Consider the following 20,628-nt stretch of genomic DNA (forward strand, 5'->3'; position numbering starts at 1 on the left):
TGCTGCCTCAAGCCTCGGATGCAGGGCCCGAGGCCTGCGGGGCAGTGATATTGGGCGCGGCGGCCAGCGACTTGAGCAGCGCAGGGTCCTTGAGCACCTTGCCGATCAGCTCCTCGGCGCCCTGCTTGCCGTCCATGTAGGACAGCAGGTTGTGCAGCTGGGTGCGTGCCTCCAGCAGCGAGTTGAGCGCGCCCACGCGCCGCGCGATGGCGGCGGGGGAGAAGTCCTCCATGCTCTCGAAGCTCAGGTCGATGTTGAGCTTGCCCTCGCCCGTCAGCGTGTTGTCCACCTGGAAGGCGACGCGGGGCTTGATGGACTTCATGCGCGCATCGAAGTTGTCGATGTCGATTTCCAGGAACTTGCGGTCGGCGATCTCGGGCAGCGGATCGACGGGCTTGCCCGACAGATCGGCCAGCACGCCCATCACGAAGGGGATCTGCACCTTCTTTTCCGAACCGTAGATCTCGACGTCGTACTCGATCTGCACGCGCGGCGCACGGTTGCGCGCGATGAATTTCTGACCACTCTTGCCGGTTTTGGTGAGCGACATGCGGGTGTTCCTTTCAAGAAAAAAATAGGTCGCAGAAGTAAAAAGCCTGGAGTCCCGCCTTGCGGCGGACCGAAGGGCTGAGGGCGCAAGAGGCCGTTTGGAAACGGTCAAAGCCGTGGAAAGGCGCAGATGTCATGGGGACGCTGGCTCCTTGAAGTCGAAGTCCGGCTCCAGCAGATCAGTGCAGGCTTCGCAATAGAGGTAGGACACAGAGCGTTTGCTCTCTGTGGTTCCCCAGCCGGTGCCGTCATCGATGGCCAGCCGGAATTCGCGGCCACCCTTGAAGCGCACGACGGCACTGGCGCTGCAACTACCGGTTTCATAGGCACGCGCGTAATTGAACTGGCTGCTGGGCCTGGCGTGGCGCAGGAAATAGCGCACACGCTTTTCGTCAATGCGCAGTGAATCGCAATGGATATTCGGATCTTCGCTTTTGGCGGCGCTGACCGGGATCGTGATGCGCTCTATGACGGGCTTGGAGCGTGTATCCGCAAAGGCCGCCACGGCGAAGCCAAACGCTACGGCGAGACACCATTTCATTGCCATGTCGCGGTCTCCGCTTCGGTAACGTTCTTGTAGCTGACTGCCGGGTGGCGATGAATTTCGGTTCCCGGAATCTGCAGGCTGTTCTTCAGCTCTTCCACCAGATAGCTCAACGCGCTTTGCTGAGGCCCGTTCACTGCCTCGTAGACGGCGTTTTCGTTGATGAACTCCTGCTGCTTCTTGGGCGTGAGATTCGGGGGCATCTTTTTGCTCGGAGGCAACGACGCGATGCCAACGATTTCAATGCCGATGCTGTCCAGGTTGGAGGGGTAGCGCTCAGGGACGCTCTTGGTCATCTCTGTGCGGCTAATAGCCTTGGGGCCGCTCTTGCTGTACTGCTTGATCTCCGCTGCAGTACACCGATGCTCTGCCAGGCAGCGTGCGCGCACATTGCCAACGTGGTTGGTCCGCCGATACAGCGAAGCTGTCTGGTAGATCGTGCCCTGCTTGCTGATGAGGAAGTGCGCCCCGTTGGCGCCAGGGACCAGGTAGCTGTTGAAAACAGCCTGCTCCGTGGAGGAACCCGTCTGGTGGACGATGATCCCTCGGACCGTGGGCATGGCCGCGCGCTCAATGGCCGTGGTGCGTCGCGGCAGGATGCGTGCGTTGTTGATCACCATCCCGTTCTTGTCGACTTCAAGCATTGCTTGCATCCTTTCGTTTAAACAGCGCCTCGTTCTTGGCGGTGGCCCTCATGTCTGCTGCTCCTGCAGGTGGGCGCCCGTGATCACTTCCACCTGGGCCAGGCTGTCGGGCGACAGTTCGCGCAGGATGTCCATGAAGCCCATGCGCATGAAGCGGGCGGCGCGGCGGATGAGCAGGGGGGCGGGGTTGGAGGGCTCGGTGCGCTCCACGAAGGCGGCGATTTCCAGCAACTGGGCAATCGCCTGTTCGCGGTTGCGTGCCGGGGTGTGGGGGGTGCCGGGCGCGGGCTGGGATGCCAGGCCGTCCCCGGTGCCGGCCTGTGCGGCCGGATCGGTTTCAGCGGCCGTGTCGGCGTCGCCTGTGGACTGGGGCAGCCATTGACCGAGGGCCAGCAGCAGCTGGCGCAGGCCGTCGAGCTCGGGCTGCTGGTGGCTGGGCAGGTGCTGTTCGCAGCAGGCGCGGATCCGGTCGAGTTCCTGCAGCGCGGGGGTGACGGCCAGCAGGGTTTCGTGGCCCTCGGCATGTGCGCGGGCCGAGGCCATGCGCAGCTCGTCGGCGGTCAGGTGCGGCAGGTCCTCGGGCACGTTGCCCCTGGCCATCAGTTCGGCGTCGCGCACGCTGATCTGGCCCAGGGCGCCGCGCAGGAAGTCGGCGTTGCGCAGGTCGCGCACAAAGCCCGTCACGTCCGACAGGGTGCCCAGGGCGTTCATGCGCATGAAGTAGTCGTCGCCGTCCTCGGGCAGGGGGTGGACATGCTCCCAGTGGCGCTCCAGCAGGGCGGCGCACAGCTGCAGGCCCTGCAGCGTGCCGGGCAGGCCGTGCAGGATGGTCCAGGCACGGCACAGCAGCACGGCCACGCGCAGGTCCTTGGTGCGCTGCATCAGGGCCGAGGCCTGGCGCTCCACGTCGCGCCAGTCCGGTGGCTCGGCGGGGATGACGGTGTCGCCGAACTGCTGTTCGACCTTGCCCTGGGCAGCGCTTTCCATGGACTGGAAGTCGTTGTCATAGGTGAGGTCCGGGCCGCAGGGGGGCTCGGCGGCGGTCTCGGTCAGCAGGTCCTGGATATTGGCCATGGGCGGGATTCGATGTGGCTTGGGGTTTGGTGTGCAGGGGCAGTGCGCTCTATGCGGGTTCAGGCGCCCTTGAACAGGCGGGTGAACAGGCGGCGGTGCAGCACTTCGTGCTGGACCACTTCGTCAGGTGCGTGGCGCGGCGTGGCCGAGATCCACCAGACGGAGGTGGTGGAGCCCGGGCGCATGCAGGCGCGCCAGTCCATGCGCGGCAGGCGCGCGGCGTTGCCTTGCGAGGCGCCCATGTCAAGGTCCGCCAGCAGGCTGTGGATGGAGGTGCTGTCCGGCGCGCTGCGCTCCTGCTGGAACGGCCATTGCAGGGTGGCCAGCCGCTCGTCGAGCTGCTGGGCCGACAGGGGCAGGCGTCGCGCGTCGATGAGCGCATCGCGTGCGCCGCTCAGAAAGCGTTCGATGTCCTGGTCCGACGCCGGTATGCCGGAGCTGCCGTCCACCGTGGCCATGATGGCCAGCGGAAAGAGCCTGCCGATGCGGTCGGAGCTGGGTCCGATCACGCCCACCATGGACTGGCCCAGGATGGAGGCAGGGCACAGGAAGAACCACAGCGGCGAGTGCACGAAGCGCGTGGACCAGCCGTCGGCCGCATCGCTGCGCAACTGGTCCATGCCGTTGCGCAGCCATTCGTCCCAGCGCATGGTCAGTGCGTGGGGCATGCGCCGGCCGACGAAATCGCCCTGGCTGGGCAGCTTGCCCCACCAGGCGGCGCAGGGCCGCTGGACAGTCATGGCGTTCACAGCCGGTCCGGACATTCGAATTCCTCCATGGCCTTGAGCCGGAATGGGTTGAGAACGCTGCTGGTGGTGACTTCCATGCGCAGCTTGCGCCCGTCGATGGTGAAGATGGCCGTGAAACGCTCGGGCGAGTTGCCCGGCAGGATCTGGGCGCGGTCGAACAGGCGGTGCAGGGCCCAGGGGCCTTCGGTCACGATGCCGGTGTTCTGCGCGCCGGCGGCCGTGATCTGCAGCCGGGCCTGGCCGGTGCCGCGCGTGCCGGGCCAGGAGACGGCCTTGGGGATTTGCGGGCCGTGCTGGTAGCGCACGATCTCGCCGTCCACGTCCAGCACCATCTGGGAGATGGAGGCGTCCATGTCCAGCGGCTTGATCTCCAGCCGGATGCCGGGCGTGTTGCCGCCTGCGCGGAAGAACACGTCGCGGATGGAGGCCGCGCGCTGGAAGGCGGCCAGCGAGGCAGAGCCCCCCACCGGCGTGCCGTCCACACCCTGCTTGAAGGTCCAGGGCACGGTGGAGATGTCCACCATGGTCTGCAGCTGGGTGCGGAAGAACTCGTCCATGGTGCCGCCGGTGGCGAACAGGCGGGCGAAGTCGTCCGTGGTCACGTCGCGCGTGGCGCTGCGCGTGAAGGGGTAGCGGCCCAGGATGGCACGGCGGCAGAAGTCGCCGATGGTGGCGTTGAGGTTGCCGCCCAGCGTGCTGCGCACGCTGCTTCCCACGAAGGACGAGGTGGAGGTGGCCAGGGCCTCGTACATGCTGTTGAGCGGAGGCGGCACGCGCTTGGCCTCCGAGCGCACCTTCTCCAGCGTGCCGCTCAGCGAGGGAGGCACGCCGCCGCCCTGGATCACCTGTTGGCGCGCCGAGGCGATGACGGCCGCCGCCTCGTTGAGCACCTGCAGGCTGGCGGTGATGGGCGCCGGGCCCGAGCCGTTGCTGGTGGCAAGGCGCCGGTATTCGCGGAAGCGGAAGTCCACGATGTCGGCCTCCAGCGTGCCGGTGGCCAGCATGCCGCCCACGTTCAGCGGCTTGCCGGTCAGGCGGCTGAGCTGGTGCTGTTCCTCGCGGATGCGCTGCAGTTTCTCGCCCAGCCAGCTGCTGGTGCTGCCCGAGCTGCCGCCTTCCTGCTGGTCCGGGCGGCGGGCGAGCGTGGTCTCGCGGGCCACGGCGCGGATGAACTGCTCCAGGCTGGAGTTGGCGGACGAGTACAGGCGGGCCTGCTCGCCGGCCTGCTCCAGCGAGGCCGTGCGTATGGGGCGGATGTCGGCCAGGAAGGTTTCCCACAGGCGCGCGTACTCCATCAGGTACAGGCGCTTGACCTCGTTGGCCAGTTGGCCCGTGAGCACTTCCTGGGCCACGCTGCGCCGGCCTTCGGCCTGGCCCAGCACCCAGGTTTCCTCCTTGGCCAGCAAGGTGGTGACCTTGGGCAGCTCGTGCAGGAAGAGGCCGTGGTAGCCGTCATAGGTGAACAGGCCGCTGATGCCCTGGGTGAGCGGCTTGCCGCTGGCACGCGCAAAGACCTGGGGCGCCTCGGGTCCGCTGGCACGCACCACGCTGAAGTCGGGCGGCAGCTTGTCGCCGGTGTTCAGCAGCTGCTTGAGGCGGCTGTAGGCACGCTGGGCGGGCGACATCTGGGCCAGGCGCTGGCGCACTTCGGCGACCAGGTTGGCGTCGATGGGCTGGGCGGAGACCACCACGCGGCCGTCGATGAGGCGGTCCAGGTGCTCGGACAGCTGGTCCACCAGGCCGGCCTGCACCAGATGCTGGGGCAGGGTGTTTTCCCAATCGCTGCGCAGCCAGGCCTTGACGAAGGTGGCGTCGAAGTGGTCGGGCTCGTAGAGCATGAGATAGGCCTTGAGCGTTTCGTAGCTGGCCTCGGGGCTGCCGGTGCTGACCTGGCGCAGCGAGCGCGCGACATGGCTGCTCAGGCGCGGCAGCCAGGCGTCTTCCAGCAGGCGCAGGTAGGTGGCGTGGGCGGCCGTCTGCACCTTGGGCACCTGCAGCAGGCCCCAGCGCCAGCCCAGCGGGGCTGATTCCTCGAAGCGGCTGCTCTGCGCCACGCGCGCCGCGTGGTTGAGCATGGGCACCAGGGCGACCACGTTGTCGGGATCGGTGGCCTTGGATTCCTCCACGGCCTGGCGCAGCGTGCCGGCGTTGTCGGCCACTTCGTTCAGGTAGCGCTGGTTGTTCTCGTAGCTCAGCGTCCAGGCCAGGGCCGCGCCGCCCAGGGCCAGCAGCAGGGCGCACAGGCCGGCGGCCTGCATCAGGCGCAGCTGGCGCTCTTTCTTGGCGTTGCGCCCGGTCAGGCCGGACTCGTTGAACATCACGTCCTTGAACAGCGACTCCAGGAAGTAGCTGCGGCCCTGCTGGGGCACGGCATCGGCCGGCAGGCGGCCGCGCAGCGCAAAGCGGCGCGACAGGGCCGACATCACGCGGTCAAAGGGCATGCCCTCCTGCGTTCCGCTGGTGAAGTAGACGCCGCGCAGCAGCGGTTTTTCCTTGAAGCGCGAGGCGGAGAACGCCGCATCCAGCGTGTCGCGCACCACGTCCTTGAGGCCGGCAAACTGCTGGGGCAGTGCGTAGAGCAGGCTGCGGCGCGCAAGATCGGGCTCGGTCATCAGCCGCTGGGGCAGCAGGCGGTTGATCTGGGCGACAAGGGCGTCGAACTCCTGCATGTACAGGGCGCTGGCGGCCTGCGGGTCGCTGGCGGGCGAGCGCTGGGTCTTTTCGTCATAGGGGTAGGTGAAGCCCCAGACCTGGGCGCGCTCCTCGCGGCTCATGGCCCCGAAGAACTCGTTGAAGCCCGCCAGCAGGTCGCTCTTGGTGACCAGCACGTAGACGGGAAAGCGGATGGTCAGCTCCTCGCACAGCTCGCTCAGGCGCAGGCCGATCAGCTGGGCCAGCTGGGCACGCTCGGTATCGCTGCTGCTGAGCAGTTCCTGCACGCTGAGCGTGACGATGACGCCGTTGACCGGCTGGCGTCCGCGAAAGCGCCTGAGCAGCTGCATGAAGCCCTTCCAGGCAGCCTTGTCCTGCTCCGCATCGCTTTCCTGGGTGGTGTAGCGGCCGGCCGTGTCCAGCAGCACGGCCTGGTCGGTGAACCACCAGTCGCAGTTGCGTGTGCCGCCCATGCCGGGGATGGCGCGCTTGCCGAACTGGGCCGCCAGCGGGAAGTCCAGCCCCGAGTTGATCAGGGCCGTGGTCTTGCCCGAACCCGGCGAGCCGATGATCAGGTACCAGGGCAGCTGGTAGATGTAGCGCTTGTTCCAGCGCCCGAACAGGCCGCCTTCGGTCTGGCCGAAGCGGGTCTTGCTCAGCGTGTCCAGGGCTTCCTTGAAGCGGGACTCCAGCTCGGCCACTTCCTCGGAGCCGGCAGCGGGCGTGCCGTCCGCCTCGCGCGGCGAGGTCAGGCGGGACAGGCCGGTCATGAGGTGCTCGTTCATGCGCTGTGCGCGCCACCATTTCAGCAGCAGGCGCAGGAACCAGAGGATGAACAGGCCGGCGATCAACCACCAGCGCACGGTGGGGCTGCCCAGCGGCTGGTAGGGCTGGATGAAGACGAGGGGGCCGACGAACCAGATGAGCAGGCTCAGGGCCACCAGGCCCAGAAGCTCCAGCATGTAGCGGTTGAACAGCCATGAGGCGATGCGACGGATCATGGGGGTCAGTTCCTGGTCTCGGGTGCGGCAGGCAGGGCCTGCAGTTGCTGGTCACGCTGCTGGGGCGCGACCAGCAGGACGATTTCCACCCGCCGGTTCAGCGCCCGGCCTTCGGCCGTGTTGTTGGGGGCGACGGGGTCGCTGTCGGCACGGCCCTCGGCATGCAGGCGCTGGCGGTCGCGCAGCGAGCCGCCCAGCATCTGGGACACGGCCTGGGCGCGCTCCTGCGACAGGTTCCAGTTGGACGGGAAGCGCGCCGTGCGTATGGGCAGGTTGTCGGTGTAGCCATTGACGATGACCTTGCCCGGCACTTCGTCCAGCGCCGCGGCCACGCGGTGGATGACCTGCACGTAGCGGGGCTTGACGACGGTGGCAGCCGGGTCGAACAGGCCGTCGCCGCGCAGGATGACGGTGCTGCGGTCGGCTTCGTCGCGCACGCTGACCAGGCCTTCGCGGATTTCGGGCTCCAGGAATTGCCGCAGCCGCGGCTTGATGGTGGCCACGGTGGCAGCCGCCGAGGTGCGCGGGAACCGGATCTCGTTGATGGCGGCGAACAGATCATCCGAGCTGTTGGACAGCCGGTAGCTGAACCACAGGTAGATGAAGAACGCCAGCAGCAGCGTGATGGCTGCCGCCACCCACAGCGGCACCATGGCCCAGGGCGGCGAGGCCAGGCGCTGCACGCCGCGCCAGTGCACGGACAGCAGGCTGCTGCGGTCGCCGCGCGTCGATTCGATGAGCTGCAGCAGGCGCGCCTTGAGCGTCTCCAGCTGGGCGCGGCCGTTGTCGATCACGCGGTAGCGGCCTTCGAAGCCCAGCATCACGCAGTAGTACAGCAGCTCGATGAGGTCGATGTGCTGGTGCGGCGTCTGCACCAGCCGGGCCAGCAGCTGGAAGAACTTCTCGCCGCCCCAGGTTTCGTTGTGCAGGGCCACGAGCAGGCTGTAGTGAGGCCAGATACCTGCGCTTCCCCAGGGCGTCTGGGCGGCGGTTTCGTCGAGCACGGTGCAGATGCAGTAGCGTGCGCCGATGATGGTTTCCATGGGCACGCCGCTGGCGCCGGCACGCTGCTCGAACTCGCGTATGTGTTCGAGCAGCAGCTGCTGCAGCGCGCGCGGGTCTTCGTTGGTGACCATGGCGCGGATCTGGGGGATGAGGTTCAGCAGCTGGTTGGCGGCGGCCACCAGCGGGTTGCCGCCGCTGACCACGTCGGGCAGGTTGGAGCGCAGCGGCTCCTGGCCGGCAGGCGCGGGCGAGGCGCTGGCTGCGCCTTCGGCACGGCCCGCGTCGCCGTCTCTCCCCCAGGGCATTTGGTGGCTGATGTTGGAACTGTTCATGTCGGAAGATGCGTCGCGCCGTCAGCGGCGGATGGCCCAGAACTCCAGCTGCAGGTCGGGGAATTCACCGGAGACGTGCATGGCAAGGCCGCCGGAGCTTTGCAGCTGGTTCCACAGGTCGTGCGTGGTGTCCACCTCGAAATAGTTGTAGCCCGCGTGGTAGGGGATCTCGCGCGGGGCGATGGGCAGCGGCCGCAGCGTGACGCCGGGCAGGTGCAGGTTCACCAGGTCGCGTATGCGCTCCACCGGGCCCAGCTTGGTCTGGGTGGGGAAGTGGGTGCGCAGGAATTCCGGCGTGGTCTGGGCATGGGCGGCCAGCACGAAGTCGCAGGTGGTCAGCAGCTCGGTGGACGGGATCAGCGCCACGCGCACGCCGTACTGGCGGTCGTGCAGCGGGATCTGGATGGCGTTTTGCTCCAGCACCGAGGACAGGCTGCGCCGCAGCTCCAGCATCAGTGGCGGAAAGCTGCGCCGCTGGTCGTCATGGTCGTAGGCGGGCAGCACCTCGGGGCGGCGGCGCTCGTGGTCGAAGGTGGTCAGCTCGGCGGCCAGGCGCAGCAGTTCCTCGAACAGGCGCTCGGGATGGATGCTGCCGGTGCGCACCCAGTGCTGGGCGGCGCCCGTCCAGTGGTTGATGAGCTGCAGCAGCAGGAAGTCGCCGACCTCGCCGATGCCGCCGCGCTCGGGCTGGATCATGCGCTGGGCCAGAACCTCGCCGCGCTGGCGCAGCAGGCCGTGGATTTCCTTGCAGAAGGTGTTGAGCACCGAGCTGGGCCCGTTGTTGACCACGGTGGGAATGAAGCCGGGCTCCAGCAGCACGCCTCCGCTGGCCTGGCGCTCGACCACATGGGCCACGGGCAGGCTGACCCAGCCTTCGGTCAGCTCGTGGGCGGGGCGCAGGCTCAGGCGCAGCCGGCCCAGCTGCACCTCGGCGGGCTGGGCGCCGACGTCGTTGCTGTCCGCCACTTCGGTCACGTCACTGAGATAGCGCGCGGGGCTTTGCGTGCCTTCGCCAAAGGTGACCTCGCTGCCCGACAGGCGGCGCAGCGGCAGGGCCAGGTGCACCACCACGTCCTTGAGGTCCTTGCCGATGTCCAGCGGGGTGGGCGCCTCGTCGTCGCCCGGCAGCTGGAACGGCGTGCCGTCGGGCAGCACGCCGTGTGCCGAGCGTATGCCCAGCTTGCCCATGCGCAGCAGATCGGTGTCCAGCTCCAGTTCCGAGAAGCCCCAGAAAAAGGGCTGTCCCGGCAGGCTGCGCGACTGCAGTTGCCGGAACAGGAAGCGCTCCTGCTGCTGGAAGTGCTGGGGCCGAAGGAACATGCCTTCGGCCCAGATGACTTTGCGTTGCCAGACCATGGTGGATAGATGTGCGTTTATTGGGATGCGGGTTGGATGCGCACGGTGACCTCCTCGCGGGTCAGGTGCACCTGGTAGCGCACGGGCTGCAGCTTTTCGGTGGAGCCCATGCCCCACCAGCGCCTGCGCAGCTCCACGGAGTTGGGCGCGGCGGCCGAGGCGCGCCAGGTGCTGCGCTCCAGATCGCGGTAGGCGGCGAACAGGCCGAAGGCGCGCACATCGGGGTTGCCCTTGCGCTCAATCACCTGGCGCTGGCCGGGCGCGATCAGGAATTCCTCGCGCCGCACGAAGTCGCTGCCCAGCTGGCCGTCGTCCTTGTCCTGCAGGTCGAAGAAGCCGGCGCGGTCGAAGGCGGCGGAGGCGCGCAGCTCGTAGATGCGCAGCAGCACGGGCTTGGGGATGCCTTCGCGGTCGGGGTTGATGTCCATGTCGGCCACCACCTCGAACACGGCGGCGGGCACGGCCGTGGGCGCCACTTCAGGCGCGCGGCTCAGGGGATTGAGGGAGCCGCAGCCGGCCAGGCCGGTCGCCATTGCCGTGCCCAGGCCCAAGGCGCCCAGCGTTTGCAGCGCCTGCCGGCGCGCTTGCGGTACATGCGGTGCATGCGATTTCCACATGGCTTCTCCTGTCTCGATATCAGTCATTGGTGTCACGCGGGCAGATCCACACCGTCAGCGCGCTGAGGTTGTCCTGGTGCGGATTGCCGCTGGATACGACGCGGCCGACCATGCGCTGTATCCATTCGTCGGGGCGCTGGCTCGCGGCCAGCAGCTGCTCCATTTCCGACTCGTGCATGCCTTCCCACAGGCCGTCCGAGCACAGCAGGAAGACATCGCCGGGCTCCAGGGCCACGGCGGCGGAGCGGATGCTGGGCGGCACCTGGCCTTCGGCACCGATGGCGCCGGCCAGGACGTTGCGGTTGGGCAGGCGGCGCGGGTCGTTCTCTTCGTACAGGCCGGCGTGCAGCAGCTGCTGCACCAGGCTGTGGTCTTCGGTGCGCAGGTGCATGCGGCCTGCGCGGAACCAGTACAGGCGCGAGTCGCCCCAGTGCGCCCACAGGGCGCGGCCCTGTCCGGGGTCGATGCACAGCACCACCACGGTGGCGCTCATGTGCATGCGCGAGGCCGAGGTGGACTGCTGGCCGCTGACGCGGTGCTCCGCCTGGGAAATCAGGGAGGCCAGGCTGGCAGGGGCGAACAGCGGGTTCTCCCGGAAGCCCTCCAGCACGGCCTGGACCGTGAGCTGGGCGGCAAGTTCGCCATGCCCGTGCCCGCCAGCCCCATCGGCCAGGGTGCAGCACAGGCCGCCGGCGCCCAGGTCCATCAGGCCCATGGCGTCTTCGTTGCTGGAACGCCTGCCGCTGTGGGATGCGCTGGCCACCTGGATGCTGTAGCGGTGGCCGTCTCCGTCGAGGTAGGCGATCACGGCTGGCCTTTCACGGACTGCTCGGCGTTTTCGTAGGCCTCGACGAAGGTGCGGCCCGAGAAGGCCATCAGATCGTCCTCGGCATGGCGGCGCAGCACGTCGAAGTTGTGCTTGTAGTCGTCCCACAGCGCAGCCTTGCGGCCATTGGTCAGCAGCTTGTCCAGCAGGCCGGGGTTGGTTTCGGTGCGGCGCTCCAGCTCGGTCGGATCGAACCGGGTCAGGGCCTCGGCATAGGCGGCGCGGATGCCGGCCATCAGGGCCAGCTGGTGTACGTGCAGATCCTGGAAGGCGTCCTGCATGGCGGGCAGCGGCTTCATGAAGCCCGGGAAGGTCTGGTGGACCATCTGCATGAGCACGCCCTCGGAATTGGGCAGGAACTTGAGCGGATTGTTGGCGCCCGTGGCAATGATGGTGACGCCGGCACGGAACTCGCGCTTGATCTCGGAGCGCGCCGCCAGCAGGTCGATGGTGCCCTGCACGGCAATGCGCAGGGCTTCGCCGAAGGTGCGCATGAATTCGGGCGTGACCTCGAAATGGGTCTTGGCCGGGTTCAGGCCCGCGCCTTCCATGAAGGCCGTGGCCAGGGCCTGCAGGTCGGCGTGGGCGGCGCTGGCGGCCGGCTGGGGCTGCACCGGAGCATCGACAGGCGCGGCGGTGCAGGGCAGGGTGCCGACGGGAATGGCGGCGGCGCCCTGGCCGAGGATGCTGGAGGCTGCGTTGAAGTGGGCGCTGGAGCTGGAGCTGGTGTTGGCGGGAGCGGCGGCAGCGCTTGCGGCAGAAACGATGGCTGGCGCAGCTTGGCCTGCGCCGGACTGGAAGATGTCCAGGTCCAGCCCGTTGGTGGGCAGCAGTCCGTCGAGCACGACGGGCTCGGCGGGGATTTCGGGGGCCGTCGCGGCAGCGGGGGCCGTGGCCATCGGTGCAGCAACTGGTGCAGCGGCAGGTAAGGGAGCTGGTACGGCAACTGGTACGGAAGTTGGTGCGGCCTGAACCTGTACAGGTTGCTGTGTCTGCGCCGCAGGCGCCAATGACTGCTCCAGGCCGGCCGGCTGGGCCGGCGCCGCTGCACCCTGTGCAGCAGGCTGCGCAGGCTGCGCAGGCGGCTGCATGCGCGGCAGGTTGAAGGCCTGGCCCAGCTCGGAGCCCCGGCCCGATGCCTGTTGCAGCGGCGCTGCGTCGGCGGGCAGGCCGCCCTGGTCGAACAGCGCGAGCGGATCGAGCTTTTGCGATGCCTCGAAGCACGAAGGCAGGCCGGTATGGGAGGCGTCATGCAGTGCCTCGGTGCTCAGGCCCTTGAGGGGAAGCGTTTGGACCATGCCGTCATGGCGCTGCTGAATCAGCTCGCCCTTGCCGTGCGAGGGCAGGCCGGCCCAGCCTTCTTCCTGCTGCCGAGCCTGCTCGGGCGGCGGTGCAAAGGGGTCGAAATCATTGGGAATCAGCAGCGGGCGATGCTGCGGCCTGGCCGGCTGCGGCATCGCCATGGCCGCTTGCTCGGGGGGGATTGCACTCTCGGCAGAAGGCGCAGGCGGGGTCTGGATGTCATCCAGGCTCAGCGCCGTCAGGCCTTCCCAGGGATCGGCGATGCCGGCGGCGGCTGGAGGCAGAACGTCTGCCAGTGGCGCAGCTTCTGCCGGCCCCGTTGCTTGCGGCTGCAGCGGGCTGTCAACTGCGAGGGGCTGCTGGATCGGTGGCTGCGGGATTGCCGTGACCGGCGAGGGAACCGATGGCGTTGAGGGTGCTGAGGGCGTCACAGCCGCTGCAAATGCTGCGCTGGCAGGCGCCGGCACGGCTGCACCGGGCGAGGCCGGTGCCTCGAAAGGGGTGCCCGGCGCCACGGCGGCCAGGGTGTAGGCGCCGATGCGGATGCGCGCGCCCAGTGTCAGGGCCACTTCCTGGCCCGAGCGCACGGGCTGGTCTGCCACCCAGATGGGATCACGCTCGCTCAGGTTCGCAACAAAGGCTCCCTCGGAATCGAGCCTGACCATGGCGTGCACGCGCGCCACGGAAGCGTCCGGATCCGAGATGATGAGCTTGTTCTGGCCACTGCGTCCGATCGTGCCGCCTGCCATGCCGAATACGGCATGCCAGTGGCGGTCGACCGCAACGCCATCGTGGTCCACGACCCTGAGTTCGATTTTGTCCATGGAGTCTTAGGCTAGGCAGTTTTCAGGAAGCGTCGGGGGCCTCGGCAGGCCTCAGGAGGCCTTGCGCGCGGGCGCCGGGCGCTTGTTGCGCAGCGCGGCGCGGGCATTGTTGAATTCCCGGCCCCAGGTGGGATGGCCCTTTTCGGCCTCGGTCAGCTGGAAGGTGGGGTCCAGGGCCAGGGCCATGTCGAAGTGCTGCCGGCAGGGCTTGCGGCGGCCTTCCACGCAGTGGCTGAAGGCGATGTACTTGAGCGCCTTGACCTGGCTGCTCATCGGCAGCTCCTGCGCGGTGGACAGGGGCGTCAGGGCCGTGATGGCATCCTCGTAGCGGCCATCCACGTAGAGCTGGATGGCCTCGACCAGCTCCTGCTCCTTGATCACCACCGGGTCCACGGGCTTGACGGGCTCGACAGGCGCCTGCACGACGGGCGGTGCTGGCTCGGGCTCCACCGGCTTGGGTGCGGTTTCGCAGGCGGCCAGCCCGAAGGCAACGGCAAGGGCAAGGGTCAGGCGCTGGAGGGAGTGAGGGATATGCATGGACATGGTCATCGGGCATCAAAGTCATGGGAAAGGGTCACCGACTGGCCGTCGGTGATGCGGATCACCTGCCGATAGCTCTCGAAGCCGGGGTTGCGCAGTTCCACCGTGTGGGAGCCTGGCGCCAGCTTGAGCAGCACGACGGGAGGGGTGACGCCGGACGGCTTGCCGTTGATCAGCACGTTGGCCCAGGGGCTGACCCTCAGGCGCAGGTTGTGATCTGTCCGTGGCGTCTCAGGCCGTGCGGCCAGTGCGGCGGAGCGCACCGGGGCCGAGCCCGATGTCAGTGCGGTGATCGATGTGATCACGCGGCTGTTCAGTGCAAAGCCGCCGGCCGTGGGCGCTGCGGGTGCCACGCGCAGCCGTTGGGCGGCAGGGCAGCGCTGGGTCCAGCGTTCCTGGGCGCGGCTGTAGGCGTCCCGCCACGGCGTACCCGTGGTCTCGTAGGCCTGCAGCGCAAAGCCGGGGTGGGCGGCGAACGCGGCGTCGAAGGCGGCCTCGCAGCGCGCCCATTCCTTGTGCGTGCAATAGGTGTAGGCCAGGTACTTGTGGGCGGAGGCCCGCTCCATGGGATCCGCCAGCCCGCCAAACAGCGCAGCCTGCAGCGCACGCTCGGCCTGGGCCAGGTCGCGCGCCTCGAACAGCGCAATGCCCTGCGCCAGCTGCGGGCGTCCTGCCGAGCCGGTTTGGGCCGGCGCGGCCTCCTCGCATGCCGCCTGGGAATGCGCCAGGCAGGGCAGGCCGAGCACTGCAGTGCACAGCATCCATCGCCAGCGGTGGTTCATCAGTCGAGCCATGCGCCGCGCTCATTCGAAAAGATGGTTCACGGTCACCGACTCGCCCTTGGTGACCGTGATGGTCTTGGTCACCGTAGAGGCCGCACCCGGGTTGCTGATGTCGATGCGGTACTCGCCCTCCGGCAACTCCATCTGGGTCAGCGGCGGGCTGGTCCGTGCCGGGGCGCGGTTCACGGAGACATAGCCCCAGGGCACGACCCGGAACACCACCTTGCCCGTGGCCGCTGCGGGCTTGGCGGGGCGGGCTTCGGTCTTGGGCGGCTCGGTGGGCAACGGCTCGGGCACCGCGGCCACCGTGACGGGGGCGACGGGCGCGCCCTGCTCGGGCTGGGAAGGGGGGAGTTCAGCCAGCGCGGCCTGCTCCGGCGGGGTCATCGGCTGCACCTGCTCCGTGGAGGCCAGCGAGGCCTCGTTGAGCAATTGCTTGAGCAGCGCCTGGGCCTCGGTGCGGTGCTGTCCTTCGGGGAAGCTGTCCAGGTAGTCCTGCAGGCGGGCCAGGCTGGACTGGCTTTGGGCCTGCTGCCAGGCCAGGCTGTCGCGGGCTGCCAGGGTCTTGGCACGGGCCTGGTCCTGGGAATGGTCGTACCACAGCACGCCGCCGCCCGCGATGGCCGCCAGCACCAGGGCGCCGATGGCCATCGGCACGGCCATGCCGCTGCGCCTGGCCTTGGGCACTGCCTGGACGGCAGCGGCCGGAGGCTGCACCCCTGCGGGCGCGCCCTGAACGGCGGGTGCTGAGGCGGGCTGTTGGGATGCAGGCGCCTGCGCCTGAACCGGGGGCTGCGCAGGCTGAGCGGGGGGCAGTGCCTGGTCGATGTCGATGTACGGACCGTTGTCCAGGCCCATGGGATCGGCGGCTGATGCCTGAGGCGTCATCTGGGGCGCGGCTGCGGCTGCAGATGGCTGGGCAGGGCCGCCTGTTGCCAAACCCCCAGGCGTGGTGGGAGCGGGCGGCACCGGTGCGACCGTGGCGACAGGAGGGACCGATGCAACAGATGCAACAGGCGGGACCGCAGGCACGGGCATGGCTGTGGCCGCGGGCGCTGCCTGCGGCGCTGCTGCAGGAACGAAGATTTCCGTGATCGGCACGAAGCGCGGCGCCTGCACGGCTGCCGACTGGGTGGCCATGGCGGCCTGTACGGACGCAGGCGGCGTGATCGGGATGTAGATGGGGCTGGGTTCCCCCGGCGCAGGCGCTGCCCGGGCGTCGGTGGACAGGCCCAGCAGGCTGCGCAGCTCGGCAATGGATTGGGGGCGGTCCTGGGGGCGAACGGCCAGCGCCCTTTGCATGCCCTGCAGGAAAGCATCGGAGTAGCCCGGGACCTGTTCGGAGGTCAGCGGCTGCATGGGATCGGTGACCATGCGCGCGACCGAGGTGGCCGGGATGCGGCCCGTGGCGGCCTGGTGGATCAGTGCGCCGACCTGGTAGATGTCCGTCCACGCGCCTTGGGGCATGGCGCCGTCGTCCACGTATTGCTCGATGGGCGCAAAACCGGGCTTGAGCACCATGGTCAGCGCCTGGGTCATGTCGCCGATGATGCGGCGCGCGGCGCCGAAATCCAGCAGCACGGGGCTGCCATCGCGCTGCACGAAGATGTTGTCCGGCGCGATGTCGCGGTGGAAGCAGTCCTGCGCATGCAGCACTTCCAGCACGTCCAGCAAGGGGATCAGCAGCGCGCTGAGCCCGGCCTGATCCATGCGGCCGGACGATGCCTTCAGCACCTGGCCCAGCGTCTGGCCCTCGTAGTGGCGCATCACCATGTAGGCCGTGCCGCCGGCTTCGAAGAATCGGTAGACATGCACCAGGGTGGGGTGGGAGAAGCGCGCCAGCAGGCGGGCCTCGTTGATGAAGCTGCGCAGCCCGGCGTCGAAGGCGCCACGGTGCTGCGAGCGCACATGCACCTGATGGGAGCTTTGCCGTCCGGCCAGTGCCGAAGGCATGTACTCCTTGATCGCGACCTCGCGGTCCAGCGAGAGGTCACGGGCCTTGTAGACGATGCCGAAACCGCCTTCGCCGATGACATCGAGCACGCGGTATTCGCCAATCTGGACACCTGCCGGAAGGCAGTTGGTCGAACATGCTGCTTCGCTATCCATGCAATCCCACCCAAGATGTTGTTTCACACGCTGGCGGGCGAGGTCTGTCGCAGTGCCAGGGTGCCGAATCTGTTCGAGGCCATTGGACAAGCACAAAGCCGGCATCGCACCGGCAATCTGTCTATGCAACCGCTGGTTTTCCTCGATCAGCCAATTGTCTGAAGCCGGGGGCCAAAGACGAACGTCATGGACTCGTCATGAATACAAGATCGTATTTCAATCGGACTCCGAATGCGGCGTGAGTGTAGCTTGAGTTCTGCAAAAAGCCATGACACGTATCGAATGGATAAGCGATGGATACATTTTTTTTCAGATGTATCGGCCGTAACAATTCAGTCGGGCCAATTGTTTGTATTTTTCCGATCTTATCCACTATCATCGCGGCTCCAACAAAGGAGGGCGGTTCACGACAGTGAGGATTGCAGGCGATTGTCAATACATTCCTTGACCATCCAGGGTATGCGCCGCACTGATCTGAATCACATGTTCAGTGAATCGGTTTCGTGCGCTCTGCCCGGGAGTGGTTTTCCCCTTTGTTCGCGTGTGAACCATCCGATGCAGTCGGTCTATTGGGTTGCATGCGAACGTTTAATCCATTAATTCGAGAGGTGTGCAATGTCCGTTGATATGTTCATGAAGGTCGAGGGCGCCAGTGGCGAATCCCAGGATTCCAACCACAAGGGCTGGACCGACATCGACTCCTTCACCTGGGGCGCGACCCAGCCCAACACCATGGCCAGCGGCGGCGGTGCCGGCGCCGGCAAGGTGAGCTTCCATGACCTGAACGTCATCGCCAAGGTGGACAAGTGCTACCCCGCCGTGCTCAAGCACTGCGCCACGGGCAAGCACCTGGGCCAGGTCGACATCTCGCTGTGCAAGGCCGGTGGCTCGCAGATCGAGTTCACCAAGATCACCCTGACCGACGTCATGGTGACGAACGTGACCGTCAGCGGCGCCAACTCCTCTGACACCGTGACTGTCAACTACTCGTTCCAGGCTGCCAAGGTCAAGACCCAGTACTGGGAACAGACCAACCAGGGCGGCAAGGGCGCCGAGAGCCAGATGGGCTTCAACATCAAGGAAAACCGCGAAGCCTGAGTCTTCTTGCGCAGGCTTGCTGCTGCGGCAAACCCGCGTCGGATGCATCCGGCGTGGGTTTGCCGTGGATGCGCGGGAATATGGCCTCCATCCATCGATGGAGGCTTTCCAGTATGGAAAGCTGGAATCGAGCGGTGGATGGAATATCGGGCAGGACGTGCCTTGTCTCTGCACGCGCAAGGCCGCTGCTAGCAGATTCACATGTCAGTTCCTTGACAGAAAGCCGCCTTCCATTCCTGTCAGAGGCTGAATGCCTCAATATCTTGCAATATTTAACAAATACACAAACCCATGGCCGCAGGCATGGGGAAATTGATGTGCTCGTTGCACCAGGTGTGTGCAGAAACTCTCTGGAAAAAATGGATTGGCGCAAATATGCGCAGGATTACCGCGAGTGGGTTCCTGTTGGTGTTGGTCCAGTCACTTTGAATGCCTGGTGCCGGGGGCTGCCAAACGCTGTGGTGCGTATGGCCTTTGCGGCGGCAAGTCGCGGAGCATACACGAAGATCGGCCGTTGTCGAGGATATTCTTGTAGGTCCAATTATTAAAACGCAATTCGTTTCTTTAATAAATCCCACTGCCAACTTGTGTACAAGAAAGAGTACTAAATGCGTGAATGGACCATTGCCCATTGCCTGATCGCAAATCAGGCAATGGTATTGCTGCTACGGTCGGCGTATACCCTGTCTTCGGCCATGCGCGAGTCCGGAGTCGAAGGCAAGGCCTGGCCCTTCTTCAGGGCTCCGGGCATGTCGTTGCCAGCCCCTGGCGGCGGCCAGCGGCAAGGCCTGCGTGCTCCAGCAGGCGTGGCAGTCGCATGAGCATCGCGGTTGTTTCCTCGCCGGTGTGCGAGACGCGCCAGGGGCCTGCAAGCAGCGCGCATTCGCTGGCTGCGCAGATCTACGCCTGCCTGAAGAACGACATCTTCGATTTCCGTCTGCTGCCTGGCGACCGTTTCAGCGAAGGCGAGATCGCCACGCGCATGCAGGTCAGCCGCACGCCCGTGCGCCAGGCGCTGTTCTGGTTGCAGCGCGATGGCTATGTGGATGTGCACTTCAAGAGCGGATGGCAGATCAAGGCCTTCGACTTCAAGTACTTCGAGGATCTGTACGAGGTGCGCACCCTGATGGAGACCAGCGCCGTGGCCAGCCTGGTGGGCGAATCGCTGCAGTCATTGCAGCCGCTGCGCGAAGTCTGGTGCGTGCCCGAGGAGCAGCGCGAGACCGACCCCGCCGTCGTGGCCTCGCTGGACGAGGCCTTCCATACCGGCCTGGTGGCCGCGACCGGCAATCAGGAGATGGCGCGCATCCACCTGGACATTACAGAGCGCATCCGCATCATCCGCCGCCTGGATGTGATCAAGCTGCCGCGCGTCTCGGCAACCTATGACGACCATGCCGCCATTCTTGCCGCCATCGAGGCCGGCGATGCCGCGCTGGCCCAGTCCTGCCTGAAGCAGCACATCGCCGACAGCCGTGCCGAGGTCAAGCGCATCACCTTCTACATGCTGCAGACGGCGCGCGAGCGCTATGGAGCCCTGCAGCAGACGGCTTGATGGTCGGGATGTGTGGAACGGGCCTCTTCGGAGGCCCTTTTTCATGGGCGCACGGGCCGCTGGGCGAAGGCGGGCGTGCATCCGGCCCGGCAAAGGCTGCAAGTCGCGGGTAAGCGGCCCGCTTATCCCTGCATTGCGGCGGCGGCGTCCCGGTAGTCTCCCTGCCAAACCGTGGACGGGCCCTGCGCCCGCACCATCCGCAAACTTACAGGGAAGAGAACATGAGCATCAGAACCGACAACCTGAATGTGCAAAGCCTGTTGGCCCGAGCCCAGTCCAGGCTCAACAGCAGCACCACGGCGCAGACGGCTTCGGACTCGGCCATCAAGAAGAGCGATGCGCAGGCCGGCGCCACGAAGACGGACAGCACCAAGACGGAGACCACCGAAGCGGAGAAAGTCCGCAAGCTGGCGCCTTCGCTGTCCAAGGCGCACGAGCGCATTGCGGCCCAGGCCCAGGCGGGCTCTACCTCGCTGTCGGCGCTGGGGCAGTTCAAGTCGTCCCTGGTGGATCTGGCCACGGCGGGCAAGGAGATGGCGGCCCTCACGGCGACCAGCACCACCCAGTCGGTCCAAGGTGCGCTGGAAAAGCTGGTGGCGCGCTACAACGCCAGCGCGGCCAAGGGCAATGCCAGCGCGGCCGCCGGCTCCACCACCGATGTGGGTGCCACCCGCGCGCTGCGCGAGTTGCGTGCGGCCATCATGAGTGTCACGGGCAGCGCGACTTCGCCCAGCCTGGCCAGGATCGGCATCGTCCAGCGCCAGGACGGCACGCTGGCGGTGGACGCCAAGGCCCTGGAAAAGTCCATGGCCACAGATCCCGCAGGCGTGACCTCGGCCCTGGCCGGCATTGGCAAGGCGGTGGAAAACAGCGCCAACGATGCACTGTCCACGGGCAGCCGCCTGAGTTCGTCCATGGCAAGCCTGGGCGACCGGGTCAAGGCGCTGCAGCAGCAGCAAAGCGCCGTGGTGGCGACGGCCGAGAAGCTCGGCGATTCCCTGGTCGGCTCGGCCAACTGGAATCGCATGGTGCTGGACGCCTACCTCAAGAACTAGTTTTCGCCGCGTTC

At 67.0% G+C, this 20,628-nt stretch carries 17 protein-coding genes; 3 read left to right on the forward strand and 14 right to left on the reverse strand.

Annotation, left to right across the window (positions count from 1 at the left end):
- Positions 1 to 7: 7 nt before the first annotated feature.
- The 14 genes from tssB to G4D77_RS30480 all read right to left on the reverse strand — a co-directional run bounded on the left by tssB (position 8) and on the right by G4D77_RS30480 (position 16,906).
- Positions 8 to 550 (reverse strand): type VI secretion system contractile sheath small subunit, encoded by a 543-nt coding sequence (gene tssB, locus G4D77_RS30415; protein WP_012205675.1) that lies wholly within the window; start codon positions 548 to 550, stop codon positions 8 to 10.
- 132 nt (positions 551 to 682) lie between these two features.
- Positions 683 to 1,096, reverse strand: a complete 414-nt coding sequence (locus G4D77_RS30420; RefSeq protein WP_047219160.1) for a hypothetical protein — start codon at positions 1,094 to 1,096, stop codon at positions 683 to 685.
- A complete protein-coding gene (locus tag G4D77_RS30425) occupies positions 1,087 to 1,737 on the reverse strand; it encodes a peptidoglycan recognition protein family protein (protein WP_047219161.1) in 651 nt (216 codons plus the stop codon). The genes G4D77_RS30420 and G4D77_RS30425 overlap by 10 nt, the downstream gene beginning before the upstream one ends.
- A 48-nt stretch (positions 1,738 to 1,785) precedes the next feature.
- Complete coding sequence (gene tssA, locus G4D77_RS30430) at positions 1,786 to 2,811, reverse strand: type VI secretion system protein TssA (RefSeq protein ID WP_016446988.1); 1,026 nt, start codon at positions 2,809 to 2,811, stop codon at positions 1,786 to 1,788.
- A gap of 59 nt (positions 2,812 to 2,870) precedes the next feature.
- The gene (gene tagF / locus G4D77_RS30435) at positions 2,871 to 3,575 is read right to left on the reverse strand and encodes a type VI secretion system-associated protein TagF (protein WP_016453379.1); all 705 of its coding nucleotides are present in this window, start codon (positions 3,573 to 3,575) and stop codon (positions 2,871 to 2,873) included.
- Complete coding sequence (tssM, locus tag G4D77_RS30440) at positions 3,557 to 7,213, reverse strand: type VI secretion system membrane subunit TssM (RefSeq protein WP_154834275.1); 3,657 nt, start codon at positions 7,211 to 7,213, stop codon at positions 3,557 to 3,559. Before tssM ends, tagF begins: the two co-directional genes overlap by 19 nt.
- Positions 7,214 to 7,218: 5 nt before the next feature.
- The gene (locus G4D77_RS30445) at positions 7,219 to 8,550 is read right to left on the reverse strand and encodes a DotU family type VI secretion system protein (RefSeq protein ID WP_016446985.1); all 1,332 of its coding nucleotides are present in this window, start codon (positions 8,548 to 8,550) and stop codon (positions 7,219 to 7,221) included.
- Positions 8,551 to 8,571: 21 nt separating this feature from the next.
- Complete coding sequence (gene tssK, locus G4D77_RS30450; protein ID WP_154834276.1) at positions 8,572 to 9,906, reverse strand: type VI secretion system baseplate subunit TssK; 1,335 nt, start codon at positions 9,904 to 9,906, stop codon at positions 8,572 to 8,574.
- Between the two features lie 17 nt (positions 9,907 to 9,923).
- Positions 9,924 to 10,523: a type VI secretion system lipoprotein TssJ gene (gene tssJ / locus G4D77_RS30455; RefSeq protein WP_016446983.1), complete on the reverse strand. Its 600-nt coding sequence runs from the start codon at positions 10,521 to 10,523 to the stop codon at positions 9,924 to 9,926.
- Positions 10,524 to 10,542: 19 nt separating this feature from the next.
- Complete coding sequence (locus tag G4D77_RS30460) at positions 10,543 to 11,331, reverse strand: PP2C family protein-serine/threonine phosphatase (protein WP_046240040.1); 789 nt, start codon at positions 11,329 to 11,331, stop codon at positions 10,543 to 10,545.
- A complete protein-coding gene (tagH, locus tag G4D77_RS30465) occupies positions 11,328 to 13,475 on the reverse strand; it encodes a type VI secretion system-associated FHA domain protein TagH (protein ID WP_154834277.1) in 2,148 nt (715 codons plus the stop codon). The genes G4D77_RS30460 and tagH overlap by 4 nt, the downstream gene beginning before the upstream one ends.
- Before the next feature lie 51 nt (positions 13,476 to 13,526).
- Positions 13,527 to 14,012, reverse strand: a complete 486-nt coding sequence (locus G4D77_RS30470) for a TssQ family T6SS-associated lipoprotein (RefSeq protein ID WP_223275220.1) — start codon at positions 14,010 to 14,012, stop codon at positions 13,527 to 13,529.
- Between the two features lie 8 nt (positions 14,013 to 14,020).
- Positions 14,021 to 14,809 (reverse strand): PEGA domain-containing protein, encoded by a 789-nt coding sequence (locus tag G4D77_RS30475; protein ID WP_016453383.1) that lies wholly within the window; start codon positions 14,807 to 14,809, stop codon positions 14,021 to 14,023.
- A 9-nt stretch (positions 14,810 to 14,818) separates the two neighbouring features.
- A complete protein-coding gene (locus tag G4D77_RS30480) occupies positions 14,819 to 16,906 on the reverse strand; it encodes a serine/threonine-protein kinase (protein WP_126311364.1) in 2,088 nt (695 codons plus the stop codon).
- A gap of 615 nt (positions 16,907 to 17,521) precedes the next feature.
- On the opposite strand from G4D77_RS30480, the gene G4D77_RS30485 reads away from it, so the two are divergent.
- The 3 genes from G4D77_RS30485 to fliD all read left to right on the forward strand — a co-directional run bounded on the left by G4D77_RS30485 (position 17,522) and on the right by fliD (position 20,614).
- Positions 17,522 to 18,004, forward strand: a complete 483-nt coding sequence (locus G4D77_RS30485; RefSeq protein ID WP_016446977.1) for an Hcp family type VI secretion system effector — start codon at positions 17,522 to 17,524, stop codon at positions 18,002 to 18,004.
- A gap of 817 nt (positions 18,005 to 18,821) precedes the next feature.
- On the forward strand, positions 18,822 to 19,559 hold the full coding sequence (locus G4D77_RS30490; protein WP_016453385.1) for a GntR family transcriptional regulator: 738 nt from the start codon (positions 18,822 to 18,824) through the stop codon (positions 19,557 to 19,559).
- Between the two features lie 221 nt (positions 19,560 to 19,780).
- Positions 19,781 to 20,614 (forward strand): flagellar filament capping protein FliD, encoded by an 834-nt coding sequence (gene fliD / locus G4D77_RS30495; protein ID WP_017407064.1) that lies wholly within the window; start codon positions 19,781 to 19,783, stop codon positions 20,612 to 20,614.
- Positions 20,615 to 20,628 lie beyond the last annotated feature (14 nt).

Origin of the sequence: Delftia sp. WY8, assembly GCF_018437695.1 — a bacterium.
Lineage (GTDB): Bacteria > Pseudomonadota > Gammaproteobacteria > Burkholderiales > Burkholderiaceae_C > Comamonas > Comamonas tsuruhatensis.

What these genes read in the sequence shown, in the direction of transcription:
- tssB (WP_012205675.1), bottom strand. Translation starts at nt 550, where the DNA reads ATGTCGCTCACCAAAACCGGCAAGAGTGGTCAGAAATTCATCGCGCGC.
- G4D77_RS30420 (WP_047219160.1), bottom strand. Translation starts at nt 1,096, where the DNA reads ATGGCAATGAAATGGTGTCTCGCCGTAGCGTTTGGCTTCGCCGTGGCG.
- G4D77_RS30425 (WP_047219161.1), bottom strand. Translation starts at nt 1,737, where the DNA reads ATGCTTGAAGTCGACAAGAACGGGATGGTGATCAACAACGCACGCATC.
- tssA (WP_016446988.1), bottom strand. Translation starts at nt 2,811, where the DNA reads ATGGCCAATATCCAGGACCTGCTGACCGAGACCGCCGCCGAGCCCCCC.
- tagF (WP_016453379.1), bottom strand. Translation starts at nt 3,575, where the DNA reads ATGTCCGGACCGGCTGTGAACGCCATGACTGTCCAGCGGCCCTGCGCC.
- tssM (WP_154834275.1), bottom strand. Translation starts at nt 7,213, where the DNA reads ATGATCCGTCGCATCGCCTCATGGCTGTTCAACCGCTACATGCTGGAG.
- G4D77_RS30445 (WP_016446985.1), bottom strand. Translation starts at nt 8,550, where the DNA reads ATGAACAGTTCCAACATCAGCCACCAAATGCCCTGGGGGAGAGACGGC.
- tssK (WP_154834276.1), bottom strand. Translation starts at nt 9,906, where the DNA reads ATGGTCTGGCAACGCAAAGTCATCTGGGCCGAAGGCATGTTCCTTCGG.
- tssJ (WP_016446983.1), bottom strand. Translation starts at nt 10,523, where the DNA reads ATGTGGAAATCGCATGCACCGCATGTACCGCAAGCGCGCCGGCAGGCG.
- tagH (WP_154834277.1), bottom strand. Translation starts at nt 13,475, where the DNA reads ATGGACAAAATCGAACTCAGGGTCGTGGACCACGATGGCGTTGCGGTC.
- G4D77_RS30470 (WP_223275220.1), bottom strand. Translation starts at nt 14,012, where the DNA reads ATGCATATCCCTCACTCCCTCCAGCGCCTGACCCTTGCCCTTGCCGTT.
- G4D77_RS30475 (WP_016453383.1), bottom strand. Translation starts at nt 14,809, where the DNA reads ATGGCTCGACTGATGAACCACCGCTGGCGATGGATGCTGTGCACTGCA.
- G4D77_RS30480 (WP_126311364.1), bottom strand. Translation starts at nt 16,906, where the DNA reads ATGGATAGCGAAGCAGCATGTTCGACCAACTGCCTTCCGGCAGGTGTC.
- G4D77_RS30485 (WP_016446977.1), top strand. Translation starts at nt 17,522, where the DNA reads ATGTCCGTTGATATGTTCATGAAGGTCGAGGGCGCCAGTGGCGAATCC.
- G4D77_RS30490 (WP_016453385.1), top strand. Translation starts at nt 18,822, where the DNA reads ATGAGCATCGCGGTTGTTTCCTCGCCGGTGTGCGAGACGCGCCAGGGG.
- fliD (WP_017407064.1), top strand. Translation starts at nt 19,781, where the DNA reads ATGAGCATCAGAACCGACAACCTGAATGTGCAAAGCCTGTTGGCCCGA.